Origin of the sequence: Zavarzinia compransoris (assembly GCF_003173055.1) — a bacterium.
Lineage (GTDB): Bacteria > Pseudomonadota > Alphaproteobacteria > Zavarziniales > Zavarziniaceae > Zavarzinia > Zavarzinia compransoris.
Genome location: NZ_QGLF01000003.1, coordinates 510,527 through 529,822, shown reverse-complemented (window position 1 = coordinate 529,822; position 19,296 = coordinate 510,527). Strand labels below are relative to the sequence as shown.

Genomic DNA, 19,296 nt, shown 5'->3' with positions numbered 1-19,296 from the left:
TACGCATACGAACTATATGGCGGGAGGAAAAGCAAGATGGAACTTCAGGACCAGCGCGTTCTCGTGATCGGCGGCAGCTCAGGCATCGGGCTTGCCGTCGCCGGCCGGGCCGCCCGGGCCGGCGCCCGGGTCACCATCGCCAGCCGTTCGGCCGAGCGGCTGGCCGCGGCGGCTGCCGCCCTGCCGGCCCCGGTCGAGACGCTGGTTCTCGACGTCGCCGACGACCGGCAGACCCGTGAAGCCCTGGGCGCCACCGGCATTTGGGATCATATCGCGGTTACCGCCGGCGATGTCCGCACCGGCCCGATCCGGAAACAGCCGATCGAGGCGGCGATGGCCGGCATGAACGCCAAATTCTGGTCGGCGTGGCGCATCGCCGCCGCGGCCGTCATTGCCGAAACCGGTTCCCTGACCCTGACCTCCGGTGCCTTTGCCCAGCGGCCGGCCGCCGGCCGCGTCATCGCCGGGGCGATCAATGCCGCGATCGAGGGGCTGGCCCGCGGCCTCGCCCTGGAACTCGCGCCCGTCCGGGTGAACGTGGTCTCGCCCGGCCTGGTGGACACGCCGCTCTGGGCCGGCCTGCCGGCGGAGAAGCGCCATGCCTATTTCGAGACGGTGGCGGCAGTCCTGCCCGCCCGCCGCATCGCCAGCGCGGACGACATCGCCCGGCTCTACCTGACCGCGATGACGACGCCGATCCTGACCGGCACGACATTGCTCGGCGACGGCGGCCACGTCCTGGTCTGACCGGGCCGGGCCCGACTTCCGGCCGGATACGGCATCCGTATTCTGGATTACGGTACCCGTGCGCACGATCGGCGCGCCCGGGAGGGAACAATCATGCAAGAACAAACCATCGACGGCACGATCGCCAGGACCTTCGTCTATACCGGCGTCGCCCTGGTTCTTTCGCTCGTCGTCACGCAAGGCTGGCTGATGGGCTTCATTCCGCCGCCCTCGCCCGCGCTGCCGGCGGAGGAACTGGCCAAGATCTTCATCGACCGCAAGATGAGCATCCGCATCGGCACCCTGATCCAATGCATCTGCTATACGTTCTGGTTCACCTGGGCGATCTCGATCGCCTTCTACATCCGGCGGATGGAGCGGGGCATTCCCGTCCTCACCTATGCCTCGATCGCCAATATCGGCGGGGGTTACGTCTTCTTCCTGCTGATGCCCATCACCTGGGCCGCGCTGGCCTTCCGGCCGGAGAACCTCGATCCCAACGTCCTTCAGGTGATGAACGACCTCGTCTGGTTCATCTTCATCCTGAGCTGGCCGCCCTTCGCCCTGTTCATGGTCTTCATCGCCGTCGCGATCTTCCGGGATCACAATGTGCCGACGATCTTTCCGCGCTGGGTCGCCTTCTTCAACCTGTGGACGGCGGTGCTGATCATCCCGGCGGGCCTGATCGAATTCTTCAAGACCGGCCCCTTCGCCTATGACGGGCTGATCTCCTTCTGGTTCGTCTTCGCCGTCTTCTTCGGCTGGATGCTGGTGATGAGCATCGTCACGCTGCGCGCCATCGCAGTGGACGCCCGCGCGGCGGCCCGGCCGTGACGGCCGGAGCGCGCCGGGTCCATGTTCCCGGCGAGGGGGGCGTCTGGCTCTTCATCGCCGGGGACATGGTCCTGTTTTCCGTGCTGTTCTTCACCTTCCTCAGTTATCGCGCCGGCAGCCCGCAAGCCTTCGCCGCGGGGCGGGCGCATCTGGACCAGGTGCTCGGCCTCGTCAACACCCTGCTGCTGCTGACCAGTTCCTGGTTCGTCGCCACCGGGGTGAAGGCGGCGCGGCAGCGGGCGGCCGGGGTGCCGCAAGCCTGTTTCGCCGCCGCCCTGGGCTGCGGCCTCGGCTTCGGCGCGGTCAAGGTCTTCGAGTACAGGGCGAAATTCGATGCCGGCCTGGCGCTGGCCGACAGCGACTTCTTCATGTTCTATTTCGCCTATACGGGCATCCACATGATCCATGTCGTGATCGGCATGGGCATCCTGCTGCTGCTGATCAATTACGTCCGGTCACGGCCGATCGAGGCGGTCAACCTCCAGCATGTCGAAAGCGGGGCCACCTTCTGGCATCTCGTCGACGTGCTGTGGATCGTGATCTTCGCCCTGCTCTATCTGCTGGTGTAACCATGAGCGCTTTCATCGTCAGCCGCATTTCCGCGATCTGGCTGTTCCTCGTCCTTGCCACCCTGGCATCCTGGGAAATCGGCCATGGCCTGGGCTTTCAGGATCACCGGGCCAGCAGTGCCGCGATCATTGCCGTCGCCATGCTGAAAGTCCGCTTCGTGATCCGCGACTTCATGGAGATCCGGCATGCGCCCCTGGCCTACCGGCTGGTCGCCGACCTCTGGGCCGGGGGGATCGCCATCGGCCTTGCCGCGATGATCCTCTTCGCCTGACCAGAAGAAAAGGCGGCGGGGTTTTTGCCCCGCCGCCTTTTCCACGACGCCCGGCCGCAGTTGCGATACGCCCGGATGCCGCGTGCCGTCTCAGACAAGGGCGTAGACGTCGAACTCGGCCTTCAGGTCCTGCGGCACCGCGCGGCCGATCGAATAGAACTGCAAGCGGTTCAGCCAGAGATAATCCGGATGAGCAGCGGTCAGGCGCGGCGCGGCGCGAACCAGCAATGCCGCCGGCAGGCTGCCGGCCAGGAACCCGGCATAGGCATCCGGCCCGGCATCGATCACGCCCTTATAGGCGATGTCGATGACCGCGCCGTCCTCCGTCTTCAGCAATCCCCGGACATCGATGTCGAGCACGCCGTCGCTGCGCAGGGTGACGAAATCCGTACCGCCCGGCAGGACGGTGCCTTTCAGCCGCGGCCCGGCGAATTCACCGCCGAGAAGCCGGAAGTTCAGGCGGATGCCGCCCGGCCCGGGGCCGACGACATCCGGCGGGGCCAGCGCCACAGTGTAACTGAAGGCGAATTCGCTGGAATAAGGTAACATAGGACATATCCCCGGCGTCAGAGGCTGCGGCTGAGCAATTCCTTCATGATTTCGGAACTGCCGCCATAGATGCGGCGCACCCGCGCATCGCGCCACAATTTGGCGATGGCATATTCGTTCATGTAACCCGCCCCGCCATGGAGCTGGAGGGCGGCATCCATGATTTCCCACTGGGTTTCCGTGTGCCAGAGCTTGGAGGCGGAGGCTTCGGCCGGGGTCAGCCTGCCCTCGACGTGGCGCTTGATCGCCCAGTCGATATGGGCCCAGCCGATCTGGAGCTTGGCTGCGAGATCGGCCAGGGTGAAGCGGGTGTTCTGGAACTGGAACACCTTCTGGCCGAACGCAGTGCGTTCCTTGGTGAAGGCGACCGCCTCGTCGAAGGCGCGCTGCGCGGCGGCCTGGGCCGTGATCGAGATCGACAGGCGTTCCTGCACCAATTCGTTCATCAGGACGACGAAGCCCCGGTTCTCGGCCCCGAGGACATTGGTGACCGGCACCCGGACATCGGCGAAGAACAATTCGCTGGTATCCGACGAGAACTGCCCGATCTTGTCGAGGTTGCGACCGCGCGCGAAACCCGGCCGGTCCGCCTCGACCAGGATCAGGCTGGTGCCCTTGGCGCCTTCGCCCGGGTTGGTCTTGGCGACCGTGATGATCAGGTCGGCGTTCTGGCCATTGGTGATATAGGTCTTGGAGCCGTTGACGATGTAGTCGTCGCCATCGCGGATCGCGGTGGTGCGCACGCCCTGGAGATCGGAACCGGCGCCCGGCTCGGTCATGGCGATGGCGACGATGCTCTCGCCCGAAACCATGCGCGGCAGCCAATAGGCCTTCTGTTCCTCCGAGCCGTGGTTCTGCATGTAACCGATGGTGATGTCGGATTGCAGCGTCACGGTGTCGGTCGAGCCGGCGTAGGTCAATTCCTCGTTCAGCACTGCGTTATAGCGGAAATCGAGGCCGAGGCCGCCGTATTCCTCCGGCACCGAGGGGCAGAGATAGCCGGCCGCGCCCATCTTCAGCCAGAAGCTCTTGTCGACGATGCCCTGCTCTTCCCAGCGGGCGAGGTTGGGCGTGAATTCCCGGTCGAGGAAGCGGCGGAACTGGTCGCGGAACAGGTCCAGCGAGTCGTCGCCGGTGGTGCGGTCTTTGGTTTGCAGCATGGTCAGAACGCCACCTTGTCGGCGCCCTTCAGCGCCAGGATTTCACGGGCTTCGTCGGGGCTCGCGATCTCGAGGCCGAGGCCTTCGACGATCTGGCGCACCTGGGTGACCTGGGCGGCATTGCTTTCCGCCAGCCGCCCCTTGCCGAGCCAGAGCGAATCCTCGAGCCCGACGCGGACGTTGCCGCCCATGGCCGCGCCCATGGCGGCGACCGGCATCTGCGACCTGCCGGCGCCCAGCACGGACCAGCGGTAATTGTCGCCGAACAGGCGGTCGGCCGTGCGCTTCAGGTGCAGCACGTCTTCCTGATGGGCGCCGATGCCGCCGAGCAGGCCGAACACGGTCTGGATGAACAGCGGTGCCTGCACCAGGCCTTGCGTCCAGAAGTAATGCAGGTTGTAGAGGTGACTGGTGTCGTAGCACTCGAATTCATAGCGCGTGCCGGTCTCGTTCAGGGTGCGCAGCGCGTATTCAATGTCCTTGAAGGAATTGCGGAACACGAGATCGCGGGAATTCTCCAGCATCTGCGGCTCCCAACCGTGCTTGAAATCCTTGAAGCGGGCCAGCATCGGGAACAGGCCGAAATTCATCGAGCCCATGTTGAGGCTGGCCACCTCGGGCTTCCACACCGTCGCCGGGCGGATACGTTCCTCGACCGACATGAAGGGCGAGCCGCCGGTGGTGAGATTGACTACGAGGTCGGAACGCTGCTTGATCACCTTCAGGAAGGGCTCGAAGGCTTCCGGCGACTGGTCGGGCCGGCCGTCCACCGGGTTGCGCGCGTGCAGGTGGACGATGGCGGCGCCGGCCTCGGCGGCACCGATGGCCGCCTCGGCGATTTCCTCCGCCGTCACCGGCAGGTGGGGCGACATGGACGGGGTGTGGATCGACCCCGTCACCGCGCAGGTGATGATGACCTTGTTGGCGACGGCCATGATGTTCCTCCCCTTGTCTTCTTGTTATTCGGCGGCCTGGGCGCGCGGGCCCTTGCGGGTGGCGAAGAGGTCGCGGGCGATGATCATCTTCATCACCTCGATGGAACCGCCGGCGATCTTGATGATGCGGGCATCGGCATAGGCCCGGCAGATCGGATATTCCCACATGTAACCCCAGCCGCCATGGAGCTGCAGGCATTCGTCCACCGCCTTGCAGTGCAGGTTGGCGGTGATCATCTTGGCGACCGCGGCATCGACCGGGTCGAGCTTGCCGGCCATGAACAATTCGATGCATTTGTCGGTCAGCACGCGGGCGGTGATCGCCTCGGCCTGGAGTTCCGCCAGCTTGAACTGGGTGTTCTGGAAATCCGCCACCGTCTGGCCGAAGGCCTTGCGGTCGGCGGTATAGTCGGCGGTCCAGCCGATCACCGTCTCGGTCACGGTCGCGGAGCGGACGGCCTGGGCCAGGCGTTCCTGCGACAGTTTCGTCATCATCTGCTGGAAGCCGCGCCCTTCCTGCCCGAGGATCGCGCTGGCCGGCACGCGGACATTGTCGAAGAACAGTTCAGACGTGTCCTGGGCATGCATGCCCAGCTTGTCGAGGTTGCGGCCACGGCGGAAGCCCTCGGTATGGGTATCGACCAGGAACAGGGTGATGCCCTTGGCCCCCGCCGCGCTGTCGGTCTTGGTAGCGAGCACGATGACGTCGCACATCTGGCCGTTGGAGATGAAGACCTTCTGGCCGTTGATCAGGAAGTCGTCACCGTCCCGGGTTGCCCGGGTGCGGATCGCCTTGAGGTCGGAACCGGCGTGGGGCTCGGTCATGCCCAGCGAGCCGATCGCCTCCCCCTTCACCATCTTCGGCAGCCAGTGGCGCTTCTGTTCCTCGGTCCCGAAGGACAGGATATAGGTCGCGACCAGGTCGGTATGGATCAGGAAGCCGGGGCCCGACGCACCGACGCGCCACAATTCCTCGAACACCACGACATCGAAGAGATAGTCGAGGCCGAGGCCGCCGTATTCCTCCGGCACGGTGCAGCAGAGCAAGCCAGCCTCGCCGGCCTTCAGCCACAGGTCGCGGGGGACGATGCCGTCCTTCTCCCACTGGGCGTGGTAGGGCACCACTTCCTTTTCCATGAAGCGGCGAACGGAGTCGCGAAAAATGTTATGCTCTTCCTTGAACAGAGTCCGTTCGATCATTTCGTTTCCGCCCCTTGATCATTAGTTTACCGTACGCATGCGTACTATTACGGCAAAGCCCTGCCCGTGGCAAGACGGCTTACAGCCGGCCGGCGAATTCGCGGTAACCCCGCGCCAGTGATTCGCGATGTTCGGGCGCCGCGACCGCGATCAGGGCCGCCGCGCGTTCCCCGTGGTCCTTGCCGCGCAGGTCAGCGACGCCCTGCTCGGTCACCACGAGATCGATGTCGAAACGGCCGAGCGAGACCGGCCCGGCCGGCGCCCCCGGCAGCACGATCCGGCTGGCCCCGCGCGCGGCCGCCGGCAGCGCCACGATCCGCAGCCCCCCTTCGGAAAGCCTGGCCCCCCGGGCGAAATCCGAGGCCCCGCCGGGGCCGGACATCAAGCCCTTCGGGGTCAGTTCGGCAAAAGCCTGGCCGAAGAGATCGACCTCGATCGCCGAATTGATGGCGATGAAGTTCGGAATGCCGGCGATGACCGCCACCGCATGGGTGTGGGAGACGCCCTGGAACGAGAAGGCCTCGCCGTCGATCGCGTCGTAGAGCGCCGGCGCGCCGATGGCCACACCGCCCTTCACCGCCGCCCCCGGTGCCAAGGCCCCGGCCCGCAGCAGGTCGAGCACCCCATCGCCGATCAGGCCGGAATGAATCCGCAGGTCGCGATGATTGGTAAGATTGCGCATCAATGCGCCGGGCACTTTGCCGAGACCGGTCTGGAGGGTCGCGCCATCGGGGATCAGGCCCGCGATATGGCGCGCGATCTCGTCCGCCTCGGGATCGCTGCCGCCGGTCGCCATGCCGGGCAGGTCGAAGCCCTCGTCTTCGAGGACGGCAGTCAACTCGTGCCAGGGAATGCCCCGATGGCCCCGGGTCGCCTTCATGCGCGGGTTGATATGGGCGATACGGATGGGAATGCGGTCCCAGACATCGGCCAGGAAATCGATGATGGCGCCGAAGCTGCAAAAGCCGTCGGCATCGGGCGGCGCCACGGAAAAGATCGCCGCCGTCGGCGGCTGCCGGCGCAGCCGCGCCAATATATCGCCATAACACAGCGGCAGGAACCGCACCCGGTCCCCCGCCGCGCGGAGTTCCGGGGTCAGGAAGAATGTTTCCACCCGGCAGTCCGGGTTGGCGAGATAGCTCGCCCGGTTGAGCCCTGGGACGAAGATCCCGGTGAAGGACATCGCGCCCAGGGCATCGCCGGCGGCCATGACCGCCCCGTTCAGGGCTGCGGATTCCCCGGAGCAGCCCTGGACATAGGTCAGGCCGCCCGGCGGCAGCACGTCAGCCAGCTTTTCTGGCCTTAAGCGAACCGGTGCCACCGCCGGACCTCCACAGGCATCAGCGCAAATGCTTGTGGAAGTCGGGGGTCCGCTTCTCGTTGAAGGCGGCGACGCCTTCCTTGGACTCGTCGGTGTCGTAATAGAGCTTCACCGCATGCAGGGCGAAATTGGCGATGCCCCGGATCGAGTCCGAATCCGCGTTGAACGAACGCTTGGCCAGGGCCAGCGCGGTCGGCGAGCGCTGGGCCAGCTTGTCGGTCCAGTCCTTCACCGCGGCATCGAGCTCGGCCGCCGGCACCACCTTGTTGACGAGGCCCATCTCAAAGGCTTGCTGCGCGGTATAGCGGTCGTTGATGAACCACATCTCGCGGGCGCGCTTGTCACCGATATGGCGGGCCAGATAGGCCGTGCCCCAGCCGGCATCGACCGAGCCGACCTTGGGCCCGACCTGGCCGAACTGCGCGGTTTCGGACGCAATGGTCAGGTCGCAGAGGGTGGCCAGCACATTGCCGCCGCCGATAGCGAAACCGTTGACGCGGGCGATCACCGGCTTGTGGATGTCGCGGATGATGCCCTGCAATTCGTCGATCGGCAGGCCGACGACGCCCCGGCCGTCATAGGAGCCTTCGTGGGCCGACTGGTCGCCGCCGGTGCAGAAGGCCTTTTCGCCCGCCCCGGTCAGCACCACGCAGGAGACCGCGCGGTCGTTGGCGGCACGCTGGAAGGCGCTGATCAATTCCTCGATCGTCTGGCCGCGGAAGGCATTATAGACCTTGGGGCGGTTGATGATGATCCAGGCGGCGCGGTCGCGCACGTCGTAGATGATGTCTTCGTAGGTCGTGGTCTGGCCCATGGGGCGTTCCTCTCGGCGTTTTTTCTCGATCAGATCATGTTCATGCCGCCCGAGACCGAGACGGTCTGGCCGGTGATGAAATTCGCGTCCTCCGACGCCAGGAAGGCGACGATGCCGGCGTAATCCTCGGGTTCGCCCATGCGCTTCAGCGGAATGCCGCGCACCATGGCATCCTTCCACTTCACGGCGTCGTCGCCGGTGCCGAGCACGGACTGCATCATCGGCGTGTTGGTCGGGCCGGGGCAGACGGTGTTCAGCAGCACGCCCTTGCGGGCCAGTTCGCGGGCGATCGACTTGGTGAAGGAGATCAGCCCGCCCTTGCAGGCGGAATAGACCGCTTCGTCGCTGGTGCCGACGCGGGCCGCATCGGAGGCGATGTTGATCACCCGGCCGCCGCCGCGCGCAACCATCAGCGGGCAGACGGCGTGATGGGTGTTCAAGGGACCGTAGAGATTGATGCGGATGATCTTGTCCCAAAGGGCCTGGTCGGTCTTCAGGAAGGCCAGCGGCTTGTCCCAGCCGGCATTGTTGACCAGCAGCCAGATCGGGCCGAGGTCGGCCTCGACGGCGGCCACCGCCGCCTGGACGGTGGCATAGTCGCTGACGTCGACCTGATAGGTCTTCACCGTGGCGCCCGGGCCGGCCAGTGCGGCCACTTCCTCGCCCGCCGCGGGGTTCAGGTCGAAGATCGCGACCTTGGCCCCCTCTTCGGCCAGGCGCAGGCTGATGCCGCGCCCGATCCCCTGGCCGCCGCCGGTGACGATGGCGACTTTATCCGACAATCCACGCAATGTCTTTCCTCCCACGGGACATGATCTCAGGAGGCGCCGGCCGAAGTGTCATCCTCCTCGTGCTCGACGCGATCCCCACCCAGCAGTTCGAGAAGGTTTTCCTTCATCGCCCGCAATGCCTTCACCATCACCTGCAAGTCGGCTTCATCGATGCCGAGCAGGATGTCGTGTTCCGTCTCGGCGACGCTGTTGCGGATGTCCTTGATCAGCTTGGTGCCGACCTTGGTCAGGAACACCCGCTTCACGCGGCGGTCGGTCAGGTCGGCCCGCCGCTCGACGAGACCGTTGGCCTCCAGCCGGTCGATCAGGCCCCCGAGGGCGACCTTGCCGAGATCCAGTTCCTCGGCCAGGGCGACCTGCGGCATGCCGTCCCGCCGGGACAGGAACGCCAGCACCCACCACTGCGAACGCGTCACGTTCAGCGGCTTCAAAACCCGGTCGGTCACGTTGCGGCGCAACCGCGAAACATCGTGCACTAGGAAACCGAGTCGCAATTTCCAATTCAGATCCGTCGACATGGACCAACCCCTCCAAAAGCGGCAGAATCCATGTACTAGCGCCAATCTGCTCCCTCTGCATCATTCACTCGCGATACCTTTATCGTACACTTGCGTACGATACGCAAGCGAGTTATTAGTCGATCCATAGGGAATGGAAACGGATCGACCATGGCGACGAAAAGCATCAAAGGCCCGAACAGCGTCAAAGGACTGGGCGCCTATCTGCCCCTGCTCCGGCTGGACCGGCAGGCCGCCGCCAAGGCCTTGCGCTGGAGCGGGCTGGGCGGCCCCCGCAACGGCCGGCGCGCCGTCGCCGCCTTCGACGAAGACGCCCTTACTGTCGCCGTGGAAGCGGCGCGGATCGCCGTGCGAAAGTCGGGCCCGATCGCCAAGGTGGTCTTGGCCACGACGTCGAGCCCGTTTACCGAACGCGCCCAGGCCGGCCTGCTGATCGATGCCCTGCACCTGCCGGCCGAGACCCGGTGCCTGGATGTGGCGGGCAGCCGCCGCGCCGGGGTTTCCGCCCTTCTGGATGCGCTACTGGCGGGCGACGGCGGGGACACGCTGATCGCCGCCGGCGAGAACCGCCCGGGCCAGGCCGGTAATGCCCTGCACCTCGCCTGGGGCGACGGGGGGGCCGCCGCCCTGGTCGGGCCCGGCGACGGGGCCCGGCTGATCGGCCATGCCTCCCTCGCCCATGATCTGCTCGATGTCTATGCCTCGCCGGCGCACCCGACGCCCTACCAGTCGGAAGAGCGCTTCATCCGCGATACCGCCGTCGCCGCCGTGCTGGTGCCGGCCATCGGCGCCGCCCTCGAGGCGGCCGCCGTCGAGGCGGCGGAGATCGCCGCCGCCGTGGTCCATGAACCGGTCTCCGGCTGTTACAAGGCGGTTGCCGCCGCCCTCGGCCTGAAGGTCCCCAACCTGGCGGAAGCGGTGACCGAAGCGGCGGGCGACCTCGGCACCGCCCATGTTCTTTTCGCCCTCGGCCTTGCGCTCGAAACGGCGAAGACCGGCGACCGCATCCTGCTTGCCGGTTTCGGCAGCGGCTGCGATGCCCTGGTCCTCGAGGTGACGGGCCCCGTGGCCGGCGCCGGGGCCGCGGCCGCCGCACTCGCCCAGGGCCTCGGCTTTGCCGACTACGTCCGCTTCCTCAGCCTCAGCGGCGCCCTGTCGCTGGATTGGGGTCCGCGCTCGGAACTGGAACAGAAGACCTCCGCCTCGGTGCTGGAGCGCTATGGCCGGGATTTCACCGGCTTCATCGGCGGGCGCGATGCCGGCGGCAATACCCAGTTCCCGAAGACGCGCCTGCCCGTCGCCCCCGATGTCGAGGCCGGCCCCATGACCGACGTGCGGCTGGCGGACGAGACCGGCACCGTGGTCTCGATCACCGCCGACCGGCTGAACTACTGCCCCGATCCGCCGTTCTATTTCGGCCTCATCCAATTCCCGGGCGGTGCCCGCGTGCTGATGGAAGTGACCGATATCGCCGCCGCGCCGCCGGCGGTGGGCGACGCGCTGACCATGCGGTTCCGCGTGAAATCCGCCGACCGGCGGCGCGGCTTCCGCACCTATTTCTGGAAGGCCGCCCCCGTGGCCCGGCCGCAGCTGGAGGCTTGAGCCATGGCAACAGGTATTCGCGACAAGGTCGCCATTCTCGGCATGGGCTGCACCAGTTTCGGCGAGCGCTGGAACATGGGTTCGGAAGAGCTGATGGTCGAAGCCTTCACCGAAGCCCTGGCGGATGCGGGGATCGAGCGGAAGGACATCGGCGCCGCCTGGCTGGGCGCCGCCCTCGACGACGTCAATGTCGGCAATTCCGCCCTGCCGCTGGCCTTTGCACTCCGCCTGCCGCCGATCCCGGTAACAAGGGTCGAGAATATGTGCGCGACCGGGACCGAGGCGCTGCGCGCCGCCACCTATGCGGTTGCTTCCGGCGCCTGCGACATTGCCCTGGCGCTGGGCGTCGAGAAGCTGAAGGACACGGGCTATGGCGGCTTGCCGCTGCGCACCAAGGGCCTCGCCAACGATCTCTGGATGCCCTATGGCTCCGCCCCCGGCTCCTTCGCCCAGCTTGCCGGCGCCTATGCCCGGCGCCACGGCATCGCGGCCGGCGACCTGAAGCGGGCCATGGCCCATGTCTCGTGGAAGAGCCACCAGAACGGCGCCCTGAACCCCAAGGCGCATCTGCGGAAGCCCGTCGCCATGGACACGATCCTGAACGCGCCGCTGATCGCCGATCCGCTGGGCCTGTTCGACTGCTGCGGCGTCTCCGACGGTGCGGCCTGCGCCATCGTGACCACGCCCGACATCGCCAGGGGCCTGGGCAAGACCGACATCGTGACCGTGAAGGCGATCCAGCTTTCCGCCAGCAACGGCTGGGAAAGCCAGCATGGCGCCTGGGACGGCTCCTATGTCCGCAACACGCGGGAAGCCTCGCGCCGGGCCTATGCCGAGGCGGGCCTGAACGATCCCCGCGCGCAGCTGGGCCTGACCGAGGTGCACGACTGCTTCTCGATCACCGAGCTCGTGACCATGGAAGACCTGGGCCTGTCCGACGAGGGCCGGGCCCCCTTCGACATCCTGGACGGCAAGTTCGACCGCGAGGGCGAGTTGCCGTGCCAGATCGACGGCGGCCTGAAGTGCTTCGGCCACCCGGTCGGGGCATCGGGCCTGCGCATGGCCTATGAGGTCTACAGCCAGTTGCTCGGCCGCGCCGGGGCACGCCAGCGCGGCACAGTCGATTTCGGCCTGACCCACAATCTGGGCGGCGCGCCTTTCAACAGCGTCGCCGCCGTTTCGATCCTCGGCCGTCTCGGCTGACAAAAACCAGGGAGGACAGCATGGCAGGGCGTTATTTCGAGGACTTCGAGATCGGCCAGACCTTCACCCATGAGGTGCGGCGCACGGTGACGGATATGGACAATATCCTGTTCTCCAGCCTCACCTACAATCCGGCGGCGATCCATATCGATGCCGAATATGCGAAGGACACGGAATTCGGCAAGCCGCTGATGAACAGCATCTTCACCCTGGGGCTGGTCGTCGGCCTGTCGATCTATGACACCACCCTCGGCACCACGGTCGGCAATCTCGGCTGGGAAGAGGTGCGTTTCGCCAAGCCCGTCTTCGCCGGCGACACGCTGCGCTCGGAATCGAAGGTCGTGGCCATCCGCTCGTCCAAGTCGCGCCCCAACCAGGGCATCGTCACCTTCGAGCATCGCGGCTTCAACCAGCGGGGCGAAGAAGTCGCCTATTGCCGGCGCGTCGCCCTGATGCTGAGGAAGCCGGCATGAGGCTGCGCTCCCTCCTCTTCGTGCCGGGCGACAGCGAGAAGAAATTCGCCAAGGCGGCCAAGGCCGGGGCCGACGCCCTGATCCTCGACCTCGAGGATGCGGTGGCGCCCAGCCGCAAGGCCGACGCCCGCTTCATCGTCCGCGACCTCCTGGCCGGCCATGGCGGCGGCACTGCCGGCCTGATCGTGCGGGTGAATGCCCTCGACACCGGCCTGACGCTAGCCGATCTCTCGGCGGTGGTGCGCCCCGGCCTCGACGCCATCCTGGTGCCGAAGGCGAACGGCGCGGCGGACATCCAGCGCATCGGCCATTACCTGGACGCGCTGGAGGCCCAGGCCGGCATGGCGCCGGGCACGGTGAAGATCCTGGTCGTCTCGACCGAGACGCCGGCCGCCCTGTTCAACCTCGGCAGCTATGCCCCCGCCCATCCCCGCCTGATCGGCCTGACCTGGGGGGCGGAGGACCTGGGGGCCGCCATCGGCGCCACCGCCAACAAGGACGCGGACGGCGACTGGACCTTCCCCTATCGGGTCGCCCGCTCGCTCTGCCTGTTCGCGGCGGCGGCGGCGGATGTCGCCCCCATCGACACGCTCTATGCCGATTTCCGCGACCCCGCGGGCCTGGCCGAAAGCTGCCGGCTGTCGCGCCGTGACGGCTTCACCGGCCGGATCGCGATCCACCCGGATCAGGTCGAGGTGATCAACCGCTGCTTCACCCCGGCGGACGAAGATGTCGCCCACGCCCGGCGCATCGTCGAGGCTTTCGAGGCCGCCCCCGATGCCGGCACCATCGGCATCGACGGCAAGATGTACGACATACCCCACCTGAAACAGGCGCGGCGCGTGCTGGCCGCCGCCGAAGCCTGAGGACAGAGCGATGAACGCCTTTTCCCCGACCGATCTGACCGACAACGAAGACCATCGCGCGATCCGCGAGGGCGTCCGCGCCGTCGTCTCCCGCTTCGACGACGAATACTGGCTGGAACGCGACGAAGACGGCAAATTCCCCTTCGAGTTCCACCGCGCCATGGCCGAGGCCGGCTGGCTGGGCATCACCATGCCGGTCGAATACGGCGGCGCCGGCCTCGGCGTCACCGAGGCGGCGATCATGATGCATGAGGTCGCCAGCCACGGCGGCGGCATGGCCGCGACCTCCGCCGTCCATATCAACCTGTTCGGGCCGCACCCGATCGTGGTCCACGGCACGGACGCGCAGAAGTCGCGCTGGGTGCCGCGCCTGATTTCCGGCGAGGACCAGGTCTGCTTCGGCTTCACCGAGCCGGACGCCGGCCTGAACACGACCCGAATCAAGACTTTCGCCCAGAAGGTCGAAGGCGGTTACATCGTCCACGGCCAGAAGGTCTGGACCTCGACCGCCCAGGTCGCCAACAAGATCATGCTGCTGACGCGCACCACGCGCTACGAGGACGCCAAGCGCCCGACCGACGGCATCACCATCTTCTACACCGATCTCGACCGCGCGAAGATCGAGGTCCGCAAGATCCCGAAGATGGGCCGGAAGGCTGTCGATTCCAATGCGATCTTCATCGACGGCCTGTTCATCCCCGACGAGGACCGCATCGGCGAGGAAGGCAAGGGTTTCTCCTACATCCTGCACAGCCTGAACCCGGAGCGGGTGCTGATCGCGGTCGAGGCCATCGGCATCGGCCAGGATGCCCTGCGCCGCGCCGCGAAATACGCCCAGGAGCGCGTGGTCTTCGACCGCCCGATCGGCCAGAACCAGGGCATCCAGCACCCCCTGGCGGAACGCTGGATGTATCTCGAAAGCGCCTGGCTGATGGCGATGCGCGCCGCCCAGCTCTATGACGCCGGCAAGCCCTGCGGCGCCGAGGCCAATTCGGCCAAATTCCTCGGCGCCCGCGCCGGCTACGACAGCTGCCTCCAGGCGGTGCTGACCCATGGCGGCTTCGGTTACGCCAAGGAATATCACGTCGAACGCCTGCTGCGCGAGGTGACCGTCACCCGTATCGCCCCCATCACCGAACAGCTGATCCTGTCCTTCATCGCCGAGAAGGTCCTGGATCTGCCCAAATCCTATTGAACGAGAGGCCAGGCATCATGACATCGACAATCGCCAGCATGGCGGGCAAGGCCGTTCTCGTGACCGGTGCCGGGCGCGGCGTCGGCCGGGGCATCGCGCTCGAGATGGCGGCGGCGGGGGCCGCCGTCGTCGTCAACGACCTCGGCACCTCGCTGAAGGGCGACGGGGGCGAGGACGTCTCCCCCGCCGAACAGGTGGTGGCGGAAATCCGCGCCGCCGGCGGCAAGGCCGTCGCCAACCATGGCAGCGTCGCGTCCAGCGCCGATGCGAAGGAAATGATCAAGGCGGCCATCGACAGCTTCGGCCGGATCGATGCCGTGGTGAACAATGCCGGCAACCTGCGCGACACGCTGTTCCACAAGATGGAAGAGGCGGATTTCGACGCGGTGATCGCCGTCCACCTGAAGGGCAGCTTCAACACCAGCAGCGCCGCCGCCCCCTATTTCAAGGAACAGGCATCCGGCGCCCTCGTCCACATGACCTCGACCTCGGGCCTGATCGGCAACATGGGCCAGGCCAACTACATGGCGGCCAAGCTCGGCATCGTCGGCCTGTCCAAGGCGATCGCGATCGACATGGCGCGCTTCAACGTGCGCTCCAATGCCGTCGCCCCCTTCGCCTGGACTCGCATGGTCGATTCGATCCCGGCCAACACGCCTGAACAGGCGCGGCGGGTCGAGGGCCTGAAGAAGCTGGTGCCGGAAAAGATCGCGCCCTTCGTCGTGGCGCTGACTTCGGACGCCGGCGCCAAGGTAACCGGGCAGGTCTTCGGCGTGCGCAACAACGAGATCTATCTGTTCTCGCAGTCGCGCCCGATCCGCACCGCCCATACGGCCGAAGGCTGGACCCCGGACAGCGTGGCGGAGCGGGTCTTCCCGCAATTCGCCAATGATTTCTACCCCCTGCACCGGTCCGGCGATGTCTTCACCTGGGACCCGGTCTGACGCCATGGGCTTTTCCGCCGAAACGCTGCTCGGCTGGGTGTTCCCGTTCCAGCGCCAGTCCTATGTCCCGAGGGATGCCATTCTCTATGCCCTCGGCCTCGGGCTTGGCCGGGATCCGCTGGATGCGGCGGATCTCGGCTTCCTGCTGGAGGACCGCCTGAAGGTCCTGCCCACCTTCGGGGTTACGCTGGCGACCCTCGGCATGTGGGTCAAGGAGCCGGCGCTCGGCATCGACTGGGTGCGCCTCGTCCATTCGGCCCAGGCCGCGACCTTCCACGCCCCCCTGCCCGCCGCTGCCGATGTCACCGCCGAGGCCCGCATCGTCTCGGTCCAGGACCGGGGCGAGGGCAAGGGCGCCGTCGTGGTTCTCCAGCGTGTAATCCGTGATGCCAGAACCGGCGCACCCTATTGCACCCTGCGCCAGACCCTGCTGCTGCGCGGCAACGGCGGCTTCGGCGGCCCGCCCGCGACCCGCGACGAAACGCCCCCGGTGCCGGCGCGGGCGCCTGACGTTACCATCGACGTCCAGACCTCGCCGCGCGCGGCCCTGATCTACCGCCTTTCCGGCGACTGGAACCCGCTGCACGCCGATCCGGCGGTGGCGGCCCGCGCCGGCTTCGAGCGGCCGATCCTGCACGGCCTTGCCTCTTACGGCATTGCCGGCCGGGCCGTGCTCTCGGCCTTCTGCCGGGACGATCCCGCCGGGCTTCGCCATCTGGCGATGCGCTTCTCCGGAATCGTCATTCCCGGCGATACCCTGAACTTTCGTCTGTGGCGGCAGGGGCAGGACATCCATTTCAATGCCCGCATCGGCGACCGGCTGGTCCTCGACCAGGGCTTCGCCCAATTGAATCAGGAGGAGACGAAATCATGAGCGTCCCGCACAAAGGGTCCAGGGAACTGTCGGCGTCGCTGCTGAAATCGCTGCGCCTGCCGGTCTTCGCCGGGCCGATGTTCATTGCCTCCACCCCGAAGCTGCTGGTCGAGCAATGCAAGGCCGGCATCATCGGCTCGCTGCCGGCGCTGAATCTTCGCTCGACCGCGCTGCTCGACGAAGCCCTGACCGCCATCCGGGCCGAACTCGCGGCTTACGACGCCGCCCACCCCGGCCGGCCGGCGGCGCCCTATTCGATCAATCTCGTCGCCCATAAGTCGAACGACCGGGTGGCGGCCGACCTCGAGGTGATCGTCGCCCACAGGGTGCCGGTGGTCATCGTTTCCCTGGCGGCGCCGGCCGAGATCGTCAGTGCCATTCATGGTTACGGCGGCCTCGTCTTCAACGATGTGATCAGCAACCGCCATGCGCTGCGCTGCGCCGAATCCGGGGTCGACGGGCTGATCGCCGTCGCCGCCGGCGCCGGCGGCCACACGGGCAATCTCTCGCCCTTCGCCCTGATGCAGGAAATCCGCGCCTGGTGGGACGGCCCCCTGGCGCTGTCGGGCTGCATCGCCAACGGCCGCAGCGTGCTGGCGGCCCAGGTGCTGGGCGCCGATTTCGCCTATATCGGCTCGCCCTTCCTCGCCAGCGAGGAAGCCAATACCCAGCAGGGCTTCAAGGAAATGGTCGTCGCCGGCACGGCGTCCGACATCGTCGTCACCAATTGCTTCACCGGCGTGCCGGCGACCTTCCTCCGCCCCTCGATCGAAGCCAACGGCCTCGACCCGAAGCAGCTGGTGCGCGATCCGGACGCCGGCATCAACATCAAGGACGGCGGCTCCAACGCCAAGGCCTGGCGCGACATCTGGAGTGCCGGCCAGGGCATCGGCGCCGTCGACCGCATCGAAACGGCATCCCAGTTCATCGGTCGTCTCGCCCGTGACTACGAGCAGGCGAAACAGGGCCTGGCGGGAATTCTACTCTCCTCTCCCGCTGCGGCCTAAACTCGAACGCCCACCGGAGATGATCCGGTGGGCGTCTTTTTTTGCGCTCAGAGCGTCGCCAGCGAGCCGAGCGGTGCCGGCAGCGGCACATCCCCCAGCAGGCCGCCCAGCAGGTTGCCCAGCGTCCCCGTGCCCAGATTGCCGAGCAGGCCGCCGACGACCTCCGGATTGGTCAGCCCCTGAAGCAGCGCCGGCACGAGCTGGCTCGCCACGAATTCCGGCTGCAGGCTGCCGAGCAGGGCCGGAATGCCCTGGGCGGGCAACAGGCTGATGACATCGCCGAGCAGCGGCAGATTGGCGATCGACCCCGGCGCCGTCGGCAGATCGCCGACCCTGACCGTGTCCGGCGACAGCAGATTGACGACCGCGCCGAGGACATCGCCAAGGACCGGCACGCCGTCCAGCGGCGTGCCCGTGTCGGTGGTCGGCACCAGGCCGTTCAGCAGATCGGTGAGCAGCGACAGCGGATCACCGCCAGCACCGCCGAGCCCCCCCGCCGGCGCCGCGGCCGGGGCCGGCGGCGGCTGGATCTCGCCGAAACCGTCCCCGCCCGACAGCGCGCCGGCGGCAAGGCCGATGAAGCGGGCGCCGGTCACCGTGGGCGCGGCCAGGAAAAGATTGCGCCGCCCCAGGTGGCGGTGGATTTCCTTCAGCGAGGGCAGGCCCGATTCCGTCTGCCCCTTCAGGTCGTTGAAATAGACCCGGACCCCGGCGAGCCCGAGATCGCCGTCCTTGTCGAACGCGCCGGACGCGAACAGGGCGATGCCGTTCTCCGGCGCGATGCGGTACTCCATCTCGACGTCGGCCGCGAGCTTGGTCTCGTCGGAATAGCTGATGCCGCCGCCGAAGCGGAAATTCTCGCCGCCGTAATAGGAGAAGCCGAGCCGGGCGAAAGCGCCGCCGTCGACGATGTCGCCGCTCTGGAAGCCGGCCATGGCCTCCAGGGTTACAGTGTCGAGGTAATATTCGCCGATGGCCGAAAGGCTGAACTGCGATTCGCCGTCGACGACGAGGCCGGCGGCGGCCGCGCCGAGCAGGAAGCGCTGCGGATCGCGGTAGAAGAGCTGGACCGCGCCGCCGTAGAAATCGATCGAATCGGCGGCCCGGCCGGCGATGCCGTCGACCTGGAGGCCGAGATTCCCGCCGAGCGGCAGCGCGACGCTGGGCGCGCCGCCCCAGAGGCCGCCGCCCTCGTCCCCGCCGCCGAAAGCGTCGAGCTGGAAGCTGGTCTCTGCAACCGCATGGGTATCGGCCTCGGTGGCGCCTTGCGCCGCGACCCAGGGTGCCGCCATCAGAATGGCACCCGAGGCGACCGACGCCCAGATCTGTGGAAGTCGCATGCTGTTCCCGTCCCCTGTTTCCGTCCCCTGGCCGGCTCGTGCGCGGCCGGCGTTTCACCGCCCAATTCTATCGGAACAGGCCGCTCGCCGACGGGGGTTGGCG

At 67.1% G+C, this 19,296-nt stretch carries 21 protein-coding genes; 12 read left to right on the top strand and 9 right to left on the bottom strand.

What is annotated here, in order from left to right; all coding sequences use genetic code 11:
• Positions 1–36: 36 nt before the first annotated feature.
• The 4 genes from DKG75_RS13250 to DKG75_RS13235 all read left to right on the top strand — a co-directional run bounded on the left by DKG75_RS13250 (position 37) and on the right by DKG75_RS13235 (position 2,401).
• Positions 37–747: an SDR family oxidoreductase gene (locus DKG75_RS13250; RefSeq protein ID WP_109921595.1), complete on the top strand. Its 711-nt coding sequence runs from the start codon at positions 37–39 to the stop codon at positions 745–747.
• Positions 748–840: 93 nt separating this feature from the next.
• On the top strand, positions 841–1,560 hold the full coding sequence (locus DKG75_RS13245; protein ID WP_109921594.1) for a hypothetical protein: 720 nt from the start codon (positions 841–843) through the stop codon (positions 1,558–1,560).
• Complete coding sequence (locus tag DKG75_RS13240) at positions 1,557–2,129, top strand: cytochrome c oxidase subunit 3 (RefSeq protein ID WP_109921593.1); 573 nt, start codon at positions 1,557–1,559, stop codon at positions 2,127–2,129. Before DKG75_RS13245 ends, DKG75_RS13240 begins: the two co-directional genes overlap by 4 nt.
• 2 nt (positions 2,130–2,131) lie before the next feature.
• Complete coding sequence (locus DKG75_RS13235) at positions 2,132–2,401, top strand: cytochrome C oxidase subunit IV family protein (protein WP_109921592.1); 270 nt, start codon at positions 2,132–2,134, stop codon at positions 2,399–2,401.
• A 90-nt stretch (positions 2,402–2,491) separates the two neighbouring features.
• Here DKG75_RS13235 and DKG75_RS13230 read toward each other — a convergent pair whose 3' ends face one another.
• The 8 genes from DKG75_RS13230 to DKG75_RS13195 all read right to left on the bottom strand — a co-directional run bounded on the left by DKG75_RS13230 (position 2,492) and on the right by DKG75_RS13195 (position 9,689).
• Complete coding sequence (locus tag DKG75_RS13230; protein ID WP_109921591.1) at positions 2,492–2,950, bottom strand: DUF3237 domain-containing protein; 459 nt, start codon at positions 2,948–2,950, stop codon at positions 2,492–2,494.
• Between the two features lie 17 nt (positions 2,951–2,967).
• Complete coding sequence (locus tag DKG75_RS13225) at positions 2,968–4,110, bottom strand: acyl-CoA dehydrogenase family protein (protein WP_109921590.1); 1,143 nt, start codon at positions 4,108–4,110, stop codon at positions 2,968–2,970.
• A 2-nt stretch (positions 4,111–4,112) separates the two neighbouring features.
• Complete coding sequence (gene kce / locus DKG75_RS13220; protein WP_109921589.1) at positions 4,113–5,045, bottom strand: 3,5-dioxohexanoate:acetyl-CoA acetone transferase; 933 nt, start codon at positions 5,043–5,045, stop codon at positions 4,113–4,115.
• 24 nt (positions 5,046–5,069) lie between these two features.
• The gene (locus DKG75_RS13215) at positions 5,070–6,245 is read right to left on the bottom strand and encodes an acyl-CoA dehydrogenase family protein (RefSeq protein ID WP_109921588.1); all 1,176 of its coding nucleotides are present in this window, start codon (positions 6,243–6,245) and stop codon (positions 5,070–5,072) included.
• Between the two features lie 79 nt (positions 6,246–6,324).
• Complete coding sequence (locus tag DKG75_RS13210; protein WP_133637020.1) at positions 6,325–7,566, bottom strand: acetyl-CoA hydrolase/transferase C-terminal domain-containing protein; 1,242 nt, start codon at positions 7,564–7,566, stop codon at positions 6,325–6,327.
• A gap of 19 nt (positions 7,567–7,585) precedes the next feature.
• A complete protein-coding gene (locus DKG75_RS13205) occupies positions 7,586–8,380 on the bottom strand; it encodes an enoyl-CoA hydratase-related protein (protein WP_109921586.1) in 795 nt (264 codons plus the stop codon).
• Between the two features lie 29 nt (positions 8,381–8,409).
• A complete protein-coding gene (locus DKG75_RS13200; RefSeq protein WP_208112123.1) occupies positions 8,410–9,162 on the bottom strand; it encodes a glucose 1-dehydrogenase in 753 nt (250 codons plus the stop codon).
• 35 nt (positions 9,163–9,197) lie between these two features.
• On the bottom strand, positions 9,198–9,689 hold the full coding sequence (locus DKG75_RS13195) for a MarR family winged helix-turn-helix transcriptional regulator (protein WP_109921584.1): 492 nt from the start codon (positions 9,687–9,689) through the stop codon (positions 9,198–9,200).
• A gap of 150 nt (positions 9,690–9,839) precedes the next feature.
• Between DKG75_RS13195 and DKG75_RS13190 the strand changes: the two genes are divergently transcribed.
• The 8 genes from DKG75_RS13190 to DKG75_RS13155 are packed head-to-tail and all read left to right on the top strand — an operon-like array spanning position 9,840 to position 17,853.
• Positions 9,840–11,291, top strand: a complete 1,452-nt coding sequence (locus tag DKG75_RS13190) for a 3-oxoacyl-[acyl-carrier-protein] synthase III C-terminal domain-containing protein (protein WP_109921583.1) — start codon at positions 9,840–9,842, stop codon at positions 11,289–11,291.
• A gap of 3 nt (positions 11,292–11,294) precedes the next feature.
• Positions 11,295–12,494, top strand: a complete 1,200-nt coding sequence (locus DKG75_RS13185; protein ID WP_109921582.1) for an acetyl-CoA acetyltransferase — start codon at positions 11,295–11,297, stop codon at positions 12,492–12,494.
• Positions 12,495–12,514: 20 nt separating this feature from the next.
• On the top strand, positions 12,515–12,967 hold the full coding sequence (locus DKG75_RS13180; RefSeq protein ID WP_109921581.1) for a MaoC family dehydratase: 453 nt from the start codon (positions 12,515–12,517) through the stop codon (positions 12,965–12,967).
• Positions 12,964–13,833: an HpcH/HpaI aldolase/citrate lyase family protein gene (locus DKG75_RS13175; RefSeq protein ID WP_109921580.1), complete on the top strand. Its 870-nt coding sequence runs from the start codon at positions 12,964–12,966 to the stop codon at positions 13,831–13,833. The genes DKG75_RS13180 and DKG75_RS13175 overlap by 4 nt, the downstream gene beginning before the upstream one ends.
• A gap of 10 nt (positions 13,834–13,843) precedes the next feature.
• Complete coding sequence (locus DKG75_RS13170) at positions 13,844–15,028, top strand: acyl-CoA dehydrogenase family protein (protein ID WP_109921579.1); 1,185 nt, start codon at positions 13,844–13,846, stop codon at positions 15,026–15,028.
• Positions 15,029–15,045: 17 nt separating this feature from the next.
• The gene (locus tag DKG75_RS13165) at positions 15,046–15,972 is read left to right on the top strand and encodes an SDR family NAD(P)-dependent oxidoreductase (RefSeq protein WP_243746569.1); all 927 of its coding nucleotides are present in this window, start codon (positions 15,046–15,048) and stop codon (positions 15,970–15,972) included.
• A gap of 4 nt (positions 15,973–15,976) precedes the next feature.
• The gene (locus DKG75_RS13160; protein ID WP_166646537.1) at positions 15,977–16,846 is read left to right on the top strand and encodes a MaoC/PaaZ C-terminal domain-containing protein; all 870 of its coding nucleotides are present in this window, start codon (positions 15,977–15,979) and stop codon (positions 16,844–16,846) included.
• Positions 16,843–17,853 (top strand): NAD(P)H-dependent flavin oxidoreductase, encoded by a 1,011-nt coding sequence (locus tag DKG75_RS13155; protein WP_109921576.1) that lies wholly within the window; start codon positions 16,843–16,845, stop codon positions 17,851–17,853. Before DKG75_RS13160 ends, DKG75_RS13155 begins: the two co-directional genes overlap by 4 nt.
• Before the next feature lie 47 nt (positions 17,854–17,900).
• Here the strand turns inward: DKG75_RS13155 and DKG75_RS13150 are convergent, their stop codons facing one another.
• Positions 17,901–19,193 (bottom strand): hypothetical protein, encoded by a 1,293-nt coding sequence (locus tag DKG75_RS13150; protein WP_109921575.1) that lies wholly within the window; start codon positions 19,191–19,193, stop codon positions 17,901–17,903.
• Between the last annotated feature and the right edge of the window lie 103 nt (positions 19,194–19,296).